Origin of the sequence: cf. Phormidesmis sp. LEGE 11477, from assembly GCF_015207105.1 — a bacterium.
Lineage (GTDB): Bacteria > Cyanobacteriota > Cyanobacteriia > Phormidesmidales > Phormidesmidaceae > Phormidesmis.
Genome location: NZ_JADEXO010000127.1, coordinates 1 through 16,212, shown reverse-complemented (window position 1 = coordinate 16,212; position 16,212 = coordinate 1). Strand labels below are relative to the sequence as shown.

At 47.5% G+C, this 16,212-nt stretch carries 16 protein-coding genes; 6 read left to right on the top strand and 10 right to left on the bottom strand.

What is annotated here, in order from left to right; all coding sequences use genetic code 11:
• The first annotated feature begins 461 nt into the window (after nt 1-461).
• Nucleotides 462-1,475, top strand: a complete 1,014-nt coding sequence (locus IQ256_RS24435) for a hypothetical protein (RefSeq protein WP_193858301.1) — start codon at nt 462-464, stop codon at nt 1,473-1,475.
• Between the two features lie 205 nt (nt 1,476-1,680).
• Here the strand turns inward: IQ256_RS24435 and IQ256_RS24430 are convergent, their stop codons facing one another.
• The 6 genes from IQ256_RS24430 to IQ256_RS24410 form a co-directional block, all read right to left on the bottom strand.
• On the bottom strand, nt 1,681-2,235 hold the full coding sequence (locus IQ256_RS24430; protein ID WP_193858300.1) for an N-acetyltransferase: 555 nt from the start codon (nt 2,233-2,235) through the stop codon (nt 1,681-1,683).
• Between the two features lie 76 nt (nt 2,236-2,311).
• The gene (locus tag IQ256_RS24425; RefSeq protein WP_193858299.1) at nt 2,312-2,872 is read right to left on the bottom strand and encodes a recombinase family protein; all 561 of its coding nucleotides are present in this window, start codon (nt 2,870-2,872) and stop codon (nt 2,312-2,314) included.
• A 565-nt stretch (nt 2,873-3,437) separates the two neighbouring features.
• Entirely contained in the window at nt 3,438-3,617 is a 180-nt protein-coding gene (locus tag IQ256_RS30545) for a DUF6527 family protein (protein WP_370623541.1), read from the bottom strand.
• A 170-nt stretch (nt 3,618-3,787) separates the two neighbouring features.
• Nucleotides 3,788-5,164, bottom strand: a complete 1,377-nt coding sequence (locus IQ256_RS24420; RefSeq protein WP_228025233.1) for a ThiF family adenylyltransferase — start codon at nt 5,162-5,164, stop codon at nt 3,788-3,790.
• A gap of 8 nt (nt 5,165-5,172) precedes the next feature.
• Complete coding sequence (locus tag IQ256_RS24415) at nt 5,173-5,595, bottom strand: E2/UBC family protein (protein ID WP_193858298.1); 423 nt, start codon at nt 5,593-5,595, stop codon at nt 5,173-5,175.
• A gap of 2 nt (nt 5,596-5,597) precedes the next feature.
• Entirely contained in the window at nt 5,598-5,939 is a 342-nt protein-coding gene (locus tag IQ256_RS24410) for a multiubiquitin domain-containing protein (protein WP_193858297.1), read from the bottom strand.
• Between the two features lie 104 nt (nt 5,940-6,043).
• Here IQ256_RS24410 and IQ256_RS24405 point away from each other — a divergent pair, with 104 nt between their 5' ends.
• Both IQ256_RS24405 and IQ256_RS24400 read left to right on the top strand, forming a co-directional pair.
• A complete protein-coding gene (locus IQ256_RS24405) occupies nt 6,044-6,397 on the top strand; it encodes a helix-turn-helix domain-containing protein (protein WP_193858296.1) in 354 nt (117 codons plus the stop codon).
• 2 nt (nt 6,398-6,399) lie between these two features.
• On the top strand, nt 6,400-6,972 hold the full coding sequence (locus IQ256_RS24400; protein ID WP_193858295.1) for an ImmA/IrrE family metallo-endopeptidase: 573 nt from the start codon (nt 6,400-6,402) through the stop codon (nt 6,970-6,972).
• Nucleotides 6,973-7,221: 249 nt separating this feature from the next.
• Here IQ256_RS24400 and IQ256_RS24395 read toward each other — a convergent pair whose 3' ends face one another.
• On the bottom strand, nt 7,222-8,709 hold the full coding sequence (locus tag IQ256_RS24395) for a pentapeptide repeat-containing protein (protein ID WP_193858294.1): 1,488 nt from the start codon (nt 8,707-8,709) through the stop codon (nt 7,222-7,224).
• Between the two features lie 94 nt (nt 8,710-8,803).
• Complete coding sequence (locus IQ256_RS24390; RefSeq protein WP_193858293.1) at nt 8,804-9,904, bottom strand: hypothetical protein; 1,101 nt, start codon at nt 9,902-9,904, stop codon at nt 8,804-8,806.
• A gap of 193 nt (nt 9,905-10,097) precedes the next feature.
• On the opposite strand from IQ256_RS24390, the gene IQ256_RS24385 reads away from it, so the two are divergent.
• From IQ256_RS24385 to IQ256_RS24375, 3 genes are all read left to right on the top strand, one after another.
• Complete coding sequence (locus IQ256_RS24385) at nt 10,098-10,856, top strand: hypothetical protein (protein WP_193858292.1); 759 nt, start codon at nt 10,098-10,100, stop codon at nt 10,854-10,856.
• Nucleotides 10,857-10,989: 133 nt separating this feature from the next.
• On the top strand, nt 10,990-11,661 hold the full coding sequence (locus IQ256_RS24380) for a dienelactone hydrolase family protein (protein ID WP_193858291.1): 672 nt from the start codon (nt 10,990-10,992) through the stop codon (nt 11,659-11,661).
• A 679-nt stretch (nt 11,662-12,340) separates the two neighbouring features.
• Nucleotides 12,341-14,683, top strand: a complete 2,343-nt coding sequence (locus IQ256_RS24375; protein ID WP_193858290.1) for an RNB domain-containing ribonuclease — start codon at nt 12,341-12,343, stop codon at nt 14,681-14,683.
• A gap of 18 nt (nt 14,684-14,701) precedes the next feature.
• On the opposite strand, the gene IQ256_RS24370 is transcribed toward IQ256_RS24375, so the two are convergent.
• Both IQ256_RS24370 and IQ256_RS24365 read right to left on the bottom strand, forming a co-directional pair.
• A complete protein-coding gene (locus IQ256_RS24370) occupies nt 14,702-15,211 on the bottom strand; it encodes a hypothetical protein (RefSeq protein ID WP_193858289.1) in 510 nt (169 codons plus the stop codon).
• On the bottom strand, nt 15,201-15,704 hold the full coding sequence (locus tag IQ256_RS24365) for a hypothetical protein (RefSeq protein WP_193858288.1): 504 nt from the start codon (nt 15,702-15,704) through the stop codon (nt 15,201-15,203). The genes IQ256_RS24370 and IQ256_RS24365 overlap by 11 nt, the downstream gene beginning before the upstream one ends.
• Between the last annotated feature and the right edge of the window lie 508 nt (nt 15,705-16,212).

Below are 16,212 nucleotides of genomic sequence, written 5' to 3'. Positions count from 1 at the left end.
GAATTTCCTGACCCTTTTGAATGGATGCTAGCGCACGTCGGCGAGTTGCCTATGCCTCGGCGCTCTGCCAAACTACAGCAGCCCAAACCCTTATGTGCTGGTGGTGTCCCGGCTTAAGTTGGTACCCCCTTGCAGGACAACGCTGACTAGTTGCTGTTATCTGCAACTAGGCGAAGGAGTAAAATGGTCAAATCCGTTTGCTGATAAAGCGTTTGTGATTGATTTCTACGTCTTAAGAGTGGACTAAAAATCGTGTCTCATCCGTCTCATTCAATAAAACGATGGTTACTTGTGAGACAGCAGTGAGTCTATTTCCAGTGACGATTTTCGTTATTTGAGAGAATCAGGGATACGAGCACCAACTAACTGGGGTTCATACATTAGTTATACTTTACGAGTAAGTTTACGAGTAAGTTGATTCTAAGAAATCTTGTTTTGGTAACGTGACCTTCGATTAAATAATGCATAGTAATCAATCAGACTCAATTTTTTCGAGGATATTAGAAGCATCTTTAGCTGTCGGTGACCGGTTAAGTAACGATAAGAGACCGGGCTATCGTCTATCTGAGTTTCTTAGGCTTAGTCAGGTTTTTGAAGACTTTTCAGTAGATAATGATGTTAGTCATTTACTCAGAGATCTAAAATCCCCGACTAAAACTGTTATTTCCATAAACCTCGACGAATCAGATAGTAATGCTTTGGCATTTGGATTGCTTTACGCTGAAAAAGTGATTGTTACACTACCAAGGTTAGGCTTCGATAATATTTGGGACGTTGACGAAGGGGTTGATCAGCCTCACTGGCAGGGATTTAGAGGCTTTTCAAGCTTCTGCATGAAATATAAAAATCTAATAGAGGATGGATTGTTATTGCCAATTCCTAGCTCTGTACATGTCTTTGATAACAATAATCAATGCCAAATCAATTCTTCACCCGAAAGATGCACCAGAGACGTTTCAGACTTAACTGTATCTGCGAAGGAAGTAATAAGACCAATAGATTCTTTTCAGCCAGTTAAATCCTCTTTCCTTCCATTTGCTTCGATTCTGAATCTATCGCAAGAACCATATGAGTACATTCTTGAGCTTAGAGAAAAACATAAACAATCATTTGATTTGTACACACAAGTAGTCAAGATCCTATATCAATCTTCTTCGGAGCAGGATGCTATAGCTACGTTGACGCAGATTGATGAGCAAGCAAAAGAGATTACAGCTATCGTAGCTAAATACATTAGAGACCAACGGTTCAAAGGCGCTGACATAGCAGGCAACGTCCTAGTCGCATCACTATTGTTTAACTCAAATCTACCTTATGCTCCATTTCTCTCGATAGCTTTCAGTGGGGGGAATCTCGGTTCAAAATTGCTAGACATTGTAAAAACAAAGATAGAATTTACTGAAACAATAAAAACATCTCCTTACTACTACGCTTATGCTGGACACAAACATCTTGCATCTCACGTAGATCAATAAGTTATCAGAACATGACAAGCGAATCACGGTTAGATCAACAAGAGGGCCTAGGAAACTGCCTCTGCGCTAACGTCTTACAAGGCCCCTTTTTGCGACAGTTTACAGACGTTGAGATCGCAGACGAGTTTCGTACATTTTGGCTGTCTCACAACTGGTTCCATATTCTATGTGCCACAAACGCAGGTTAAGACACACGGGCAAAGCATCATAGAGGACGCTCGTAAGGGTCACCAGCTCGCTCATAGCCTGCTTTCTCAAAAGCCGTAATCATCGCTTTGTTCTGGACATCCGTATCGCAGAAGATACGCCACACGCCGACTTCCTGAAGCGTTTTAGTCCCTGCTAGTAGAAGATCAACGCCGTAGCCCTGACGACGATGTTTGGGCAGAACGCCGATGTAGTAGAGCGTCGCTTCTTCTAACCCATCTTTGGCATAGCCTTCATAGATGACAGGCAGTACAAAGCCAACGATGTGACCGTTGCTATCAATACCCACTTGCCACCATTGTTCCTGATAGAAGAACCCGTTTCCTTTTGCCTCAGCAATAAACTGTCTAGTCGCCTGTTCAGCGCCTTGCTGTGCAACTGGTTGCTGGTCGCTTCTGTCAAGAGACTCTGCTCTAACTTTAGCAAACATCGCTATAAACTCATCGGCATCTAGCGTATTGATTGCTTTGTAAGTAAGGCGTTGAGGCAATTCGACGGGCCGTTGCTGCCCTTGCCAAACGAAAGGCTGTTTGAAGTAAGACGGCTGCGCCATAGAATACTTTCTGTGTAGGTTGTGTCTGAGCCTATGCTATACCAACGGACACAAGCCGCCGCTTCACTATCGCTTGTTAGGATTGCGTAACGGTGATGCCGTCTAGGTAGCGATAGACACTAGCCTTCGAGAGGTTGTACTCCTCCATCAATGTTCTGATGAGAGCGCCATCCTGCCGTTTCAGTTGCAGCTCTACCTGCTCATCTTCTGTCAAATGCTTCCGTCTACCTAGATGAACACCATTCGCTTTCGCGTTGCGGATGCCATCCATCTGCCGCTCGGCACGAATTTCCGTCTCGAACTGTGTGATCGCACCTAACATATTAAACAGCAGTCGCCCAGTGGCATCGCTCGTATCAATGCTTTGGTCGATTACTTTCAGATTGATGCCCTTCTCCTGAAGCTGTTCAGCCACCTGACACAGATGCAGCGTAGAGCGAGCCAGTCTATCGAGGCGAGTCACTACTAAAGTATCGCCATCGCGAACGTACTCCAGACAAGCTTTCAGCCGTGGCCGAGTACTAGAAGTGCCTGTTCGCTTCTCCTGAAATACCTTCTCACAGTCCTTGAGCTTATCGAGCTGCACATCGAGACTTTGCCCGACAGAACTGACCCGCGCATAGCCAACCGTGGACATGATCTACCTCAAACGTCTACTTACATCTTAGACGTTTTGAGAACGCTATTATGAGACATTGATTGAGACACACATTCTACTATGTCTCAAAAGGTCTAGGATACTGTTGGCGAACTCCATAGCAGTGGCTCAAGCCCCGTAAATCCGTTCTCAGCACCTCAGCTCAACTAACGAGTTTGCGTTGTTTCAGCGTTTGAGATTTAGTTCGCCAACAGTATCGTCTAGATAATGAGACTTTTCATATAGCTATAAATTGCCCGCAGTTTCAGCGAACTACGGGTAATTTATACCTCTAAATAAGACGTAAAGTTATCCGAGATTGTTGTTGCTAGACTGGTCAGGATTAGACACTGGAGTTTCGACTCCGCCTATGTTCCGTATGTGGTAGTTAGCGTAGTGCCCTTGTTTGATGGCACTTACAAACTGAGTCCGTGACATGTTTGTGCTTGTGTAATTATCCCTAAACGCAGTGTTTCGCCCAGTATTGTCCTGACCTGTAACCGATACTCTTTTTCTAGCCATTAGTCGTTTCCTCAAAATAGATTTAATCTCGAAATCAGATGGGTTAGCACCAATGTATACGTCCATCTCTTAACCAAAAGTGTGAAGAGCAACCTTTCTTTCGCCACACTGAGGGACGCAGAGTTACTGTTCCACTAGAGTGCTCAGTTACCTGCCAGCAAGGACGTTCATCAGACAGTAGGTTCATGTGTAAGACTTGGCGACACCCACATGGACAGAGCATTGAAACATGCTCTCTATAGCCTTCTTCTTCGACGATGTACACATATCTAGAGCGCAGTCGATTAGGTAGCTCTCCCTCGACTATACAGCTACGGTAAGGCCGAGAAACTAGCTTCTGCAACCAACCGATGAAGCCAGATACCCATCGTAGTAGCGCTTTCATAGAACGTTTCATTCCATAAGCTCCATCAATCCTAATAAGGGTGAGCAGTCACCATGTCCCACAAAGGCTTGAAGCATAGGACAAGGTTCTTCCTCGGGATCTACGAAAATCTCCAAACTACTTAGGCTGACAGCTATGCTAGCAATGGTGCTATTAGGCTCTTCTCTATATGGATGTAACCTTGCGAGGAAGTCATTCACTGCTAGTGAAGCAAGAAGCATGTTTACGCTGATGACCGCAGGACGATGCTCCTCAATCCCGCTAATATAGCCATCTTTGACCTGCTGACCATAAGCTTCTGGGTCAGTCCTCTGTAACCCTTCTGCCTGAACTTCATTCATATCCACCAGTCCTCTGCTCATCAGACTAGATAGACCTGGTTGTAAGTAGTGGACTGTACCACAGACCTCTCTGATCTCGCCTCTCGCCTCTCCTTCTGGCACAGCGTCCAGACGAACACCAAGATCGAAATATGGCAGTGTGTAGTAGGTGGCTAGAGTATTGAGTAGAAAGCGCCCTTCGAGAGAGTCCATACAACCAAACACAACGTCGCATTCGGCAACTGCTCTCATGGCGTCTCGATCCCGAAGATTTTTAGAGAACACACGAACCTGAGTACCTAGCCCGATTTTGTTGATGCTATCGGCGAGCATTTGAGCCTTAGACATCTGTTGTTGAGCATCCAAGGTAGTAGAGTTGAGTATTCGATTGACGTTACGCTCTTCAATGTGATCGTCGTCTACTAGAACAATCTCACCTACGCCTAATCGGACAAGCTGCTCTACAACTGGGCTACCTGTTCCTGAGCAGCCAACTACCGCAACCGAAAGACGACGTAGCCTTTCGGTTGTGCCCTGCCCGAAGGCTTGTGCATGTGAGGCTGTGAAATCACCAACAGGCGTAGCGCTACTATTGTCGTACCAGAACTTAAGGTCAGCACCGATCACTGCAACACATGCCAGTGGTTCAAAGTCTTCTCCCCTCCACAAGACACGTCCGAACATTTGACCATCAGGTAGCATAACTGCTGTGACGTGAGGAACATCCGCCTCGACCCATCCTCTGATGGCTGGCATCAACCTGTGATCGCTATCGTCATCTATCTCTGAGAAGTTGGCATATCCTCCAGGATGACTATGAACCTTTACGACCGATAGCTCATCCTGTTCTGCCTTTTCTAAAAGTGGTTCAAGGCAATCGGTTGACCAACTTATTTGATCTTCAGAACGGTAAGAATAAAACTCTGGACCCACAGCATGAACTTCTCGAACTAGCAGACGGTGATGTTCTCCTGTTCTTCTACTACAAAGTGCGATCGCTACTGCTTCTTTGCCGTCCGTAGGAAAGAGAATCTTATGCATCTGCGTATGCTGCGAGTCATTCATACGCAGACTTACGCTAGGGCTTTTTCTGGACATTTCTCAAACTCCCGGACGAACCAGTCCTCAATAAGGTAAATATGTGTTTCTAAGGTGTCTTCTTGCGGATTCCAGGGGTTAGCCGAAGTGCGGTGGCGGGACCATCTCTGCCACTGTTTGCTATCTAGGCTTTGCCTTGTCTGAGTACATCCGATAGTATGTCCATCCCTTCTATTCAGTACGGGATAGACATAGACCATGTCTAGCTGAGCTCGTGGGTATCCAGTCGGCATGCGAATTGCGATAGAGACCGAATTGTGGCCGTATCCTCTGTGGGTTTTAAAGTTGTGAAGAATAACCCACTGCGATCTATCCACTACCGTCTCCCAAGGTGAACCATACTCATTCAAAAAGGTTTCGTCTGCTGGCAATAGACGAAACTGTCGTCGTAAGTTCATGGCTACCCCTCCCGCTGATCGCGAGGCAAGGCTTTGAACTTCTCGACACCTAACTGTCGAAGGTCAACTTTTTCACAGGGGCCAACTTTTCTAGGGCGCTGGCCAGCTACCTTCACTCGAAGCGTGTAGTTTTCGGGCGGTGTGAGGTTTGCCTTTTCTAGGACCTCCGCTCCGGTAACGTGAGGACTATTGAATACATAGCGTTCTTTATTGATACGGACACGGTAGCCACGACAGCGAGGAGGCCGTGTGCCTTGCTGAGCATACTCTGTCAAGTCAGCTATCTCATCTAGTATCTCTTCTCTAATTGCTCTTCTAGCTGTCCCTTCAGTCAAGTTCGTCATAGTCTTTCCTCAATTTCTAATCAGGTATATAATTGCAATATTGCAATTAGCCCCATTGTATTGCATAAATCAAAAAAATTGCAATACTGCAATCGGAGATTCAAATGCCTAAAGGTAAATTTGATGCTGAAGCTTTCTACACGGCTCTAGACGACCAGCGACGGTCTAAAGATATGACTTGGAAGCAGGTCGCGAAAGAGGCTGAGGTGAGTGCCTCGACACTTACGCGCATGGCACAAGGAAAACGCCCTGATGTAGATAGCATGGCAGCTCTAGCAGCATGGTCTGGTTTGAGTACTGATGCGTTTATCAAACACGCCGACGTTGATAAATTGAAGTCGGATTCCCTACCTGCTATGACTGCTTACTTGAGAGCCGACTCTAACCTCTCTGAACAAAGCGCAGATGCTATAGAAGCCATCTTGAGAGCTGCTTACGAACAACTGCGTGAGAATTGAAAATGGCAAAAAAGTATAGGCACGGTTTCAAGAAGGAATCAGACGAATACGCTCGAGACTATAGAGTAGAACTGAGGTTAGAGCCCTACGATCCTCTTTCCCCTTGGAGGTTAGCTGAACACTTGGAGATCCCTGTTGTGACACTCTCTGCTTTTGAGGAGAAACATGCAGAAAGCGTGTATCACCTAATGCACACTGACCAGAAATGCTTCTCTGCTGCCACCGTGTTCTATGGCACGAAGAGACTCATAGTAGTCAACAACTCCCATTCACCTGAGCGGCAAGCTGCAAATATGAGTCATGAACTGGCGCACACGATACTAGGACATGAGCCTCTTGAACCGTTCGACGAATCCGGCTGTCGGAACTTTCCGAAGGTGCTAGAAGACGAAGCGAACTGGCTAGGACCTGCTTTACTGGTATCAAAGGAGGCTGCATGGAGAATCGCAAGTAAAGGAATAGATAAGCGAGCAGCGGCCGCTCATTATGGATGTAGTGTGGAAGTTATGCAGATGCGTTTGAACATGACTGGTGCTATGAAGCTTCTCCAACGATCTCGAAAGAAGTACTCTTAGCCTCAACAGAAAGATGGACAGTCCACTTCTATGCCTCAGAGTGTTAGCTGGGCAAGCCATTTTTCGTTCTTAGTCCTACAGTTCAGACCTCGTTTCGACTTCGATAGTAGTATATTCACCTTCAGAAACAGGATGAGTTCTCCTGATAGAGCGATCGCCGCAGCATTCTTTCGACTTGCTCAATCTGTTATCGTGATCGCTCCATCAGGAGAGGCATACGAGACCTTGTTAGTATAGGAATAGAGTGATTCACGTCGGATTGCTTGCACCTTCAATAGCTGCAAGCACAATACTGAGTGCAGGATGGTCGACCAATTCTTCTATCGCTGCCTTGCCACCTCCTCTTAGAGCGCCCACAATGCGTTCCATCATTTTTGGATTCGCTTGTATCTGTGCAACTGCTTGCATAGGTACTTCAGTTCCGGGATAGCTCTTTGACAGTTGATCTAATAGCTCCTGAATCTCATTTGCAGCTGTTGCCAAACTTTCTCGTTTCTCTGGTGCATAGTTGTGTAGGATAGCTTGAACACGACTTCCAGATTGTGCCGTATCTACTAAGCTACCTACGTTGGCTCCGCGAAGATCGTATTTTGAGCTTTGTTTCTCTGCCATAGTTTCCATAAATCTCATCAGTGCTGACTTTTCTTGCTTTTCCGCCTCTATTAGCTTCTCATAGTTTTCTATCTGTGCCTCCAGTCTCTTAGTGTTTTGAATATAAATTTCTTTCGCTGATGCAGCAATAGCGCCCTTTCTTTCAGAGTCGGCATCTGCTTTTATCTTAATAACGAAGTTTCTACCTTTACACTCAATAGTCTGAATAGAGATTTTATTCTCTTGATATTGCATATTGAGCTGTTGGAATGTTTCGAAGAATGCTTGCCAATCAATACCATCCTTAAAGATAAGATCAACTGTATCAAAAGATTTTTGTAGTAAAACCGAAAATTCGTCCGGACCGAAAGTCCCATCATACGGCCTGCGTTCTGAGTAAGTTGCTTCCCCTGTTTCAGGGTCAAGAGAAGATTCAGTATAAAAATACGCAGCACAAGTTCTTTCCACATTAGTAGAGTTGTTAACATGCCAATCCTGTAAGCAAGCACCCGTAAAGTTAGCTTCAGTGAAATTAGCTCCTAGCAGGGTGGCCCTAGTTAAGTTGGCATCTTTTAGAATAGACCAACTAAAGTTGGCACCGTCACAATCTGTTTCGCTTAAATTAGCCCCTTGTAGATTAGCTCCCTGCAAGTTGGCATCTACTAGAGAGGCTGACCTCATCTGGCTATAGATGAGGTCAGCCTCTTTAAAACACGAGTGATGCAAATCTGCATTTGAGAAAATGCTTCTTTGCAAAGAAGCTTGACTAAAGTCAGCCCCCCTCAAGCTGGCATTTGAGAAGTCAGCTTTCACGAGGTAAGAGTTACAGAAGATAGCTTTGTCGAGTCTACTACCAATAAACTCAGCTTCGTGTATCGGAGCCTGCTCAAGCACTGCGTTACTGAGATTCGCTCCGTTGAAGCAAGCTCTATTGAGGTTCGCTTCAGTAAGGTTCGCACCTTCAAGGTTGGCTCCTCTAAAATCAGCTTGCCTTAGGTCAACGTTGCTTAAGTTGACGTTTTCGAGATGAATACCATTGAGATCAGCATTCTGAAGAGAAATGTGAGCATCATCAGTCCTAAGACGCCATTGATTCCATTCTTCAGCACCAGCTTTTAGTTTACTCAACTGCTCCTGATTGAGCATGATATCTGCTGTCCAGATTTGATTTTAACTTCGATAGGATTGCTGTTTTCAGCGCTGAGATGTTACCCCGAGTACTGCTTTTTATGATTAGCACCTATGCTGCAAAGTCCTCTAGCCCTGGGATACAAGCAGATTTCACTAAGACTGCTTTAGGTACTCCTTTTTCGTCCTTCTCCATAACTCGTATGTCAAATTGACTAATGCCAATTTTGTTCCGTGCTCTGCCGAAAGGTGTTTTCAGAAGAGCTTGCTGTTGACTCTGACGCTCATTGAATATCCCTTCTCTTTTACACTTTAGATATTCTTTCTTAAATATGGTGAGGTTTGTGTCCTTAAGCCATCCACCAAAGTTAGATACTCGTTGTTGTCCTGGACACTCTACGCATGCCTCTTTCAGTAAAGTGATAGCTTTTGCTGTTAGTCGAATACCTTCCGGCAACCTAACTCTTCTTATGGTTTTATTCGATACCCTTACCTCTTGCCCTTCCCAGACGAAAGGCCGATTGTCTAACAGCAGCTCACTACAGCCTGTCCTCACATTGACCATCGCGAAGCCCCACGTAATATCACGAAAGCTATTGTACTCGGGCATAGCCACCGTAGCTCTCAGGCGAATCTGGAGTATGGCCCCTCCTTCGATTAGCTCCATAGAGTCAGAAAATATATGTTCGGGTCTTAATCGATGTTCGTGCTCAGGCTCAATAAGAAATTCTTTGTTTTTGATACCGAGAGATTGTTTATATAGTTTGAGTTGCTCCTCCGGAGACTCGCTTTCTATGAGGAGACGTTTTTTTGCAAGGTCTAAGAGTCGATCTACCTGCTCTTTACACTGTCGAAATGTGATACAGGCCTTTGATGGAGTACATAGATCAAAAGTTTCTGAACCTTTTATGTCAAACTCTTTGTTTGTATCCAACCACTGAGCCATCTTACAAAATGCAAGATAGGTGCTGCTGGGAACAGGGTGCTTCTTATGAAAAAACTTTTCCCATTGCGTGGGACTGATATCGTCAGAAAAAGATGTCCAACTTCTATAATCCTCTCCTTGCTGTTTTATGACAGCCGGAAGACGACCTAACTGCTTGAGTGATTCATAACAGATGCGGTGAGCATCGTTCGGGTTGATACCAGCTTGGCTTAAAATAAACTCAATATCGTAGTAGCCGCTCAAGGAGAGCTGTTTGAGAGAGGCCATAGTTAAAATTTGTAATAATTGTAGAACGCTTGGTCAGATGTATATTCACCGCCGATTCTGTCAATTCCGCTGAGATATTAAGCCACTTTTTCCAAAACTGACAGATTTCCCATTAATAACCTCTTTTCCTGATGTATGGGAGACTCTAAGCATAAATACATAAAAATACATTTCTGGTATTGAACCTAATTCAATGGAGCTGATCGAAATAGATAACTCACCTTTCGGAAAAGTTAGTCTCACGCTTTGTCCTCACAGAAACACAGACACTTTGAGACTATATATTGGCGAGTTTTTAGGAACTCCTACGCCGCCAGAAGAGCTGAGAGATCTGGTAGATGGGTTTGTTACATTTCCTGGATACGGCGAAAATCCTTTGCCTTCGAAGGTTCTGGGTGAAAGCCTAACCTGGCAGAATTATGGGACAGAGCTCTCGGTACTCATTGCGGAGTCCTTCTCCCAGCCCGTTGGGTTGTTAGGAAATTCGATGGGGGCTATGGTCGCTGTCTGTACCGCAATTGAGAGATCTTCAGTCATCGATCATTTAGTACTGTATAGAATTCCTACTTTTGGATATCTTAGGACCGATATGCGCGGTAAATATGCTCACGTTGCAGAATCAATCACGGATGAAGAAGCATTCCGAACATTTATACAAAAGGTCCAAGGTAAGGTAGATGACACCGTAATGTCAGTACTTCAATCTCTCGACTGGCAAGATGCTCAAAAGCTATATCTGGGAGCAGCCATGTCTGACCTGGACTTGGATAATATTGATAGCTTGGTAACGCCTGCTTATTTTCTGAAGGATCGTATTGAACTTGATTCAGTTCACCCTGTAGAGGCCCAAAACTACCTACTTTCTTTAATGACCAAAGTTCGGACAAAGAAGACCGTTCAACTCAGTGATCTACAAGAAACCGCTGGAACTTGGGTTCAGTTAGATAGATAGAAGACTAATCTATTTTGTTTTTGCAGCTGTTGTTTCTCGAAAACCGAACTAGTTATTAGTTAACTTCTACCGCTCATTCACTATAAGGTTATAGTTACTAGCTAGCACTGCTGGTTGTCATAGAAGAATTTTAATGAGCAAGCTTACGAATTTCAATCGCCCAGACGGAGGCGTGTGCAGTGGTTACTACTGTGCTAGTTCAGTGGATAGTAAAGCACCCGGTATCGTCGTTATTCAGGAGTGGTGGGGGCTGAATAAGCAAATCAAAGAGATTGCTGATCGACTGGCTGAGCAGGGATATCGCGTGCTAGTTCCTGATCTGTATCAGGGAAAGGTGACACTAGAAGCTACCGAAGCTGAGCACCTAATGAACGCTCTCGACTTTGGTGATGCTGCCACTCAGAATATTCGTGGAGCTACTCAATTTCTCAAACAGCAGAGTTCTAGTGTTGCCATCATGGGATTTTGCATGGGTGGTGCCTTGACGATCTTATCTGCAATACACGTTCCAGAGGCAACTGCTGCAATCTGTTGGTACGGCGTCCCACCCTCCGAAGCAGGAGATGTAAGTGCTATTTCAATTCCACTACAAGGGCACTTTGCACTGGAAGATTCATTTTTTCCTACCAGTCAGGTTGATGATCTAGAGAATCGGCTGCAAGAAGGGCAAGTGCCCTATGAGTTTTACCGATATTCAGCGAAGCACGCCTTTGCTAATGAGTATGGTGATGGCTACAGCCCTGAGGCATTTGAGCAAGCTTGGAGACGCACTTTAAAGTTTCTATCTACTTACAGCAAACCATGAACTCTATCTGGCGTAGATCTTTAATATGCTGCTATCCATATAGACTTTATTGCAATCACTCGAATCGCGACTGTTCAATATCAGTGATGACGATTCGGACGGCTGAAGACGTGACAGAAGATTGGAAGTGCGTCGTCCCTGACCTTAGACATTCGAGGTATTAGTTCTCTTTCTCATACCCGCATCAGTCGATACCTTCGTACTGATCTTAGTGCCCAGACAATTATGTGGCTCTAGCGCTGGTCGATAGCCTAAAGTTGTGCTTCGGCGAAGAAGTCATTCAAGCAGCAAGTAGCCTTGAGTGAGCTCGTACAGCAGTAAGGATGCAAGAAGAACTATGCGGTTGATGCCAGTGTATCAGTGCGAATCTTCGTATATGCTTGTGTACTAACATCTACCTTTTAAGGCTTGCAACCCTTTCGTTGGTTGCCCTGTAGGTTTCAAGTAGGATTTTTAATCAACTCTAGATAGATTCATTCGTCTAGAGCTGGCCTGCTGCGATAGCCCTTCTAAACGATAGCCAGTAGAACTTACCCACTCAAACAACAAGCAGCGGTACAGGCAACAAACTGCTAACGGGCATGAAACTTTGCCAAGAAGCAAGCTAAGATTCACCACGGATAGCCTTTAGAACAGCTATTTGTCTAGTGTCCTATCTCCATTTGTTCGCGTTTCAAGTATGGCGATCACCCCCACTTCTGCCACCCCCTTGAAAGAAGCCTGGTCAGCAGCGATCACAGAAGCCGCCGCCCTCACCCTGCCCGATAGCCTGTGGCAACGCCCCCAGGTGCAAGGACTGACCATCGACGGCCCGACCTCCAAAGACCTCGATGACGCCATCCATCTCGAACCCACCCCAACAGGAGGGATCGCCTCAATCCACATCGCCGACGTCTCAGAACTCGTCACCGTCGGCACTACCCTAGACAAAGTCGCCCTGGCCCGCACCCGTACCCGCTACCTGAGCCGGGGCAACATTCCCATGCTGCCGCCCGCGCTGTCCGAAGATAAGCTCAGTTTGCTAGAAGGCCAACCTCGACCCACACTGACCATTCAAGTCACCCTCAACCACCAGGCCGAAATCGAAGCCACCGACATCTTCGAGTCCTGGATTGTCAGCGCCAAACGCTTCACCTACGAGCAAGTAGACCAAGCCTGCCAAAGCCCAACCCATCCTTTCTACGAACAACTACAGCAGTGCCAAACCTGGGCAGAACGACTCAACCACGAACGCCGTAACCAAGGGGCCATCGGCGGGCAGTTCAACGCAGCGGGCTTCTGGATAGACGAAAACGGTACGGTGCTCGTATCCAAAGGCAAACTGTTTCGCGCCCAGATGATCATTCAAGAGTTCATGATCCTTGCTAACCGCGCCGTCGCGCACTGGTTCGCCAAGCGAGACGTGCTTGCCCTTTACCGCAACCACACCGCTAGAACCATCGCCCCCGAACGCCAACAGATCATGCAGGCGCTACTCACCACCGGTAACATGGAGCTGATTCGTAAGAAGCTACAGAACTGGCTGAACAAAGCCGAATACAGCCCCATCCTAGTCGGCCACTTCGCCCTAAACCTAACCGCCTACTGCCACTTCACCAGTCCGATCCGCCGTCTACCTGACCTGCTCAACCACCGCATCATCAAAGCCCTAATCCACGACCAGCCTCATCCCTACCGCAAGTTTGAACTAGAACAGCTCTGCACCTACATCGCCACGCTTAGCCAACAAGAAGAAGCAGAGACCAAAGCCTTCTTCAAACAACGGCACCAGCGCAGCTACCAAAAGCAGATACAGAGCTCAGAGGCGACTACCCTAGCTGCGCTCTCAACCAAAGCGTTCGACAACCTGGTCAAGCACGCCGCCAAAGAGAACAACTTCGAGCCGATTCTAGCGGCCGCGCAGCTGCGCCTAAAGCAGAATGAGTTATCTATCCAGTCGCTGTACCTGCTGCTCATTCATAGTAAAGATCTCACCCTACAGCGCCAGATTCTAGCCGCACTAGAACAGCGCCTAGCAGATGCGACCAGCGTACTGGTCATGGCCACCGACCAGGAGGACTCCTGGGAACAGCTCACCTATGTAGAAGCCAGCGAAGACACACCTCCCTTTTCGCTCTGGGTTGAAGTTGCGATCGCAGGAGAAGTCGTCACCACCCATACGCCTGCTCAAAGTCAGCGCAAACAGAGTGCTCGCCACAGCGCCTGTTTGACGTGGCTCGAAGCGTTTGTCTTCGATAAGCTAGTGTCGCCAGCGCAGCGTCAACCGTCAGAGCCACCTGCGATCACCCCTCCTGAAACTGCGATCGCCCCTACCAAAGATGAGACCGCCCCTACTCAAGCAGAAGACAACCAGCCTAAAGACACCGAACCCGTTCAAATGACCACCCCCACTGATCATCCAACCCTGAACTATCCGCTAGAAGGCGAGCAGAACTTCGTCGGACTGTTGCAAGAACTCTCGCAGTCTCTAGGCTGGGCGATGCCAGCGTATCAGTTCACGCAGGCAGGCTCTGACTTCATCTGCACCTGTACAGCTCCAGTACAAGAGCAGGACTTCACCGCGAAAGCAACCGCCACTCAGAAGAAGAAGGCCAAACAGGAAGCGGCGAGAGGAATGCTTGTGCAGCTGCAAAGGTGGTTCCACCACGGCGAGCGCATAGGAATAGAAGAACCAGAAGCTCCAGCCGCTACCGCTGTCGAAGAACAAACGAGTCAACCTGAACGGGCATCCGCGCCGATATCGCATCCTCTCTTGATGAAGCAGCTCAAGGACGGACAGAACTTCATTGGCTTCTTGCAGCAGCTCTGTCAAACGCTAGTGTGGGACTTTCCAGAGTATGAGTTCGAGGGCGAGACGCCAGAGTTTATCTGTACCTGCACGGTTTGTGCAGATGGTCAGCGCTTCAGCGGTGAGGCAACGGCTTCTAAGAAGAAGCGAGCCAAGTACCTGGCGTCGAAAGTTGTTCTACTAACGCTTCAGCAGCACTTCCAAAGCAACAAAGCGACTGAGAAAGAAGCGTAGCTGCGGGGATGATCGCATCTAGCAGCTCTCCGGCCACACCCTAATCTCCCCGTAGAACTCCTCCTGCTCAAGCCGCCACGGACCTAGCAACAGTCCAATGAGCAGTTCAACTGGCTGCATCTTTGAGATCGCCAGCAGTTCTTTGAACCCAATCGGTACCGTCTTTGGTATGGCAGATGAGATCGCCCGCTGCCACACATCCACCTCTTCCGCATGCGCCAAGTCGAGCACAGCGGCAATCGCATCCATCGGCGCAGCCATCTCCTCTACTGGCTCGACCTGTAAACCAAGTCTCAGCTGCCGATGCCGCTCTTGCGGTTCACCTGCTTCAAGTTCGCTTTCTAGACTGTCAGTACTGAAGTAGAAGGGCACCTCCGAACTGACTAGCTCCTCCAAACTCTCATCGTCTAGCACTGGCTCCTTCCCACTGGCTTCTAGCTCATCTAGCCGTTCATGCGCCGCCGAGCAGAAAGCATCCACCTCTGCCATCCAGCCATCGAGCCGTTGTTCTAGCTCCCTACTCAACATCGCTGTCGCTCTCCGCCTGCTGACAGATCGGACAGTGCTTCACCGGCAAGCTAGAGATTTTCACCTCACCTTGCTCGCCGTACTCGGCTTGCAGCACCGCCTTCCACTGCTTGAGCGTCTCGCGCAGCTTATTCTGATGAACGCCTATCGTATGCTGAGCTTCAACTTCCGCCACACACTCACCGTCGTCCCAAACCTTGGCAGCAATCGCATGGACCGGACTGTCCTTCGTGTCGCGATAGAGAATCAGCTGAATCTTGGGCGGTGTGCGATGGCCGATAATCGGCAGCTGCAACACTCGTCTACTGCTGCTACCCGTTTGCTTGCGCCGCGAGTTCGCCGCCGCCTGCCGCTCTAGGTCATCCGCCCGATTGCGATAGCGCGAGCGCTTCGATATGCAGGCTCTACCAACAAAGCAGCGCCGCCCAGCCGCCGCTTCGTGGGACCAGTTGAGCCCACAGTCCAGACAGGTAGGATTTGTTCGCTTGGGCACGGGCGCTGACCTGAAAGCCTGACTACAAAAGGATTACCCGACCACTATATCAAAAACAACCGCTAACTTAACGTGACTTTAACGTGATTCTAAAACGCGGCAGCAGATGTGACAGCCGATCTTATGCGAGACCGCTCAAACCCCCCAAACCTCGTGACTGGTTGCGAGATCGAGCAGCTAGCTACCTAGCTTTTGCTATGGCTAGATCTCAATAAAATCGGTGATTCGTGGGGTCTTCTCGATAGCGAAGAAGGTCGAAGGGCTATTTTTGGACTAATTTTCTTTGCGTCTTATCGTGAGACGTTGTGACAGTCTGCTTCTGAAACTCTTAAGACTGCTTGTAAGACTTGAAGTGGAGATAGTTAGGTTGTTGCTGGGACTCGGGGTTTGAGTAGTAACGGAACAGAAAACCCCGCTAAGGCTGCAACCTTTAATACGTATAGCTTCTAGCCCTCAAAATTGGCAGCATCCTGAGGAATCATCTTCAGACAAGGATTGATTTCATCGA

Bases quoted from the DNA above. Each gene is read 5' to 3' on its own strand.
- IQ256_RS24435 (WP_193858301.1), top strand. From the start codon at position 462: ATGCATAGTAATCAATCAGACTCAATTTTTTCGAGGATATTAGAAGCA.
- IQ256_RS24430 (WP_193858300.1), bottom strand. From the start codon at position 2,235: ATGGCGCAGCCGTCTTACTTCAAACAGCCTTTCGTTTGGCAAGGGCAG.
- IQ256_RS24425 (WP_193858299.1), bottom strand. From the start codon at position 2,872: ATGTCCACGGTTGGCTATGCGCGGGTCAGTTCTGTCGGGCAAAGTCTC.
- IQ256_RS30545 (WP_370623541.1), bottom strand. From the start codon at position 3,617: ATGCTCTGTCCATGTGGGTGTCGCCAAGTCTTACACATGAACCTACTG.
- IQ256_RS24420 (WP_228025233.1), bottom strand. From the start codon at position 5,164: ATGAATGACTCGCAGCATACGCAGATGCATAAGATTCTCTTTCCTACG.
- IQ256_RS24415 (WP_193858298.1), bottom strand. From the start codon at position 5,595: ATGAACTTACGACGACAGTTTCGTCTATTGCCAGCAGACGAAACCTTT.
- IQ256_RS24410 (WP_193858297.1), bottom strand. From the start codon at position 5,939: ATGACGAACTTGACTGAAGGGACAGCTAGAAGAGCAATTAGAGAAGAG.
- IQ256_RS24405 (WP_193858296.1), top strand. From the start codon at position 6,044: ATGCCTAAAGGTAAATTTGATGCTGAAGCTTTCTACACGGCTCTAGAC.
- IQ256_RS24400 (WP_193858295.1), top strand. From the start codon at position 6,400: ATGGCAAAAAAGTATAGGCACGGTTTCAAGAAGGAATCAGACGAATAC.
- IQ256_RS24395 (WP_193858294.1), bottom strand. From the start codon at position 8,709: ATGCTCAATCAGGAGCAGTTGAGTAAACTAAAAGCTGGTGCTGAAGAA.
- IQ256_RS24390 (WP_193858293.1), bottom strand. From the start codon at position 9,904: ATGGCCTCTCTCAAACAGCTCTCCTTGAGCGGCTACTACGATATTGAG.
- IQ256_RS24385 (WP_193858292.1), top strand. From the start codon at position 10,098: ATGGAGCTGATCGAAATAGATAACTCACCTTTCGGAAAAGTTAGTCTC.
- IQ256_RS24380 (WP_193858291.1), top strand. From the start codon at position 10,990: ATGAGCAAGCTTACGAATTTCAATCGCCCAGACGGAGGCGTGTGCAGT.
- IQ256_RS24375 (WP_193858290.1), top strand. From the start codon at position 12,341: ATGGCGATCACCCCCACTTCTGCCACCCCCTTGAAAGAAGCCTGGTCA.
- IQ256_RS24370 (WP_193858289.1), bottom strand. From the start codon at position 15,211: ATGTTGAGTAGGGAGCTAGAACAACGGCTCGATGGCTGGATGGCAGAG.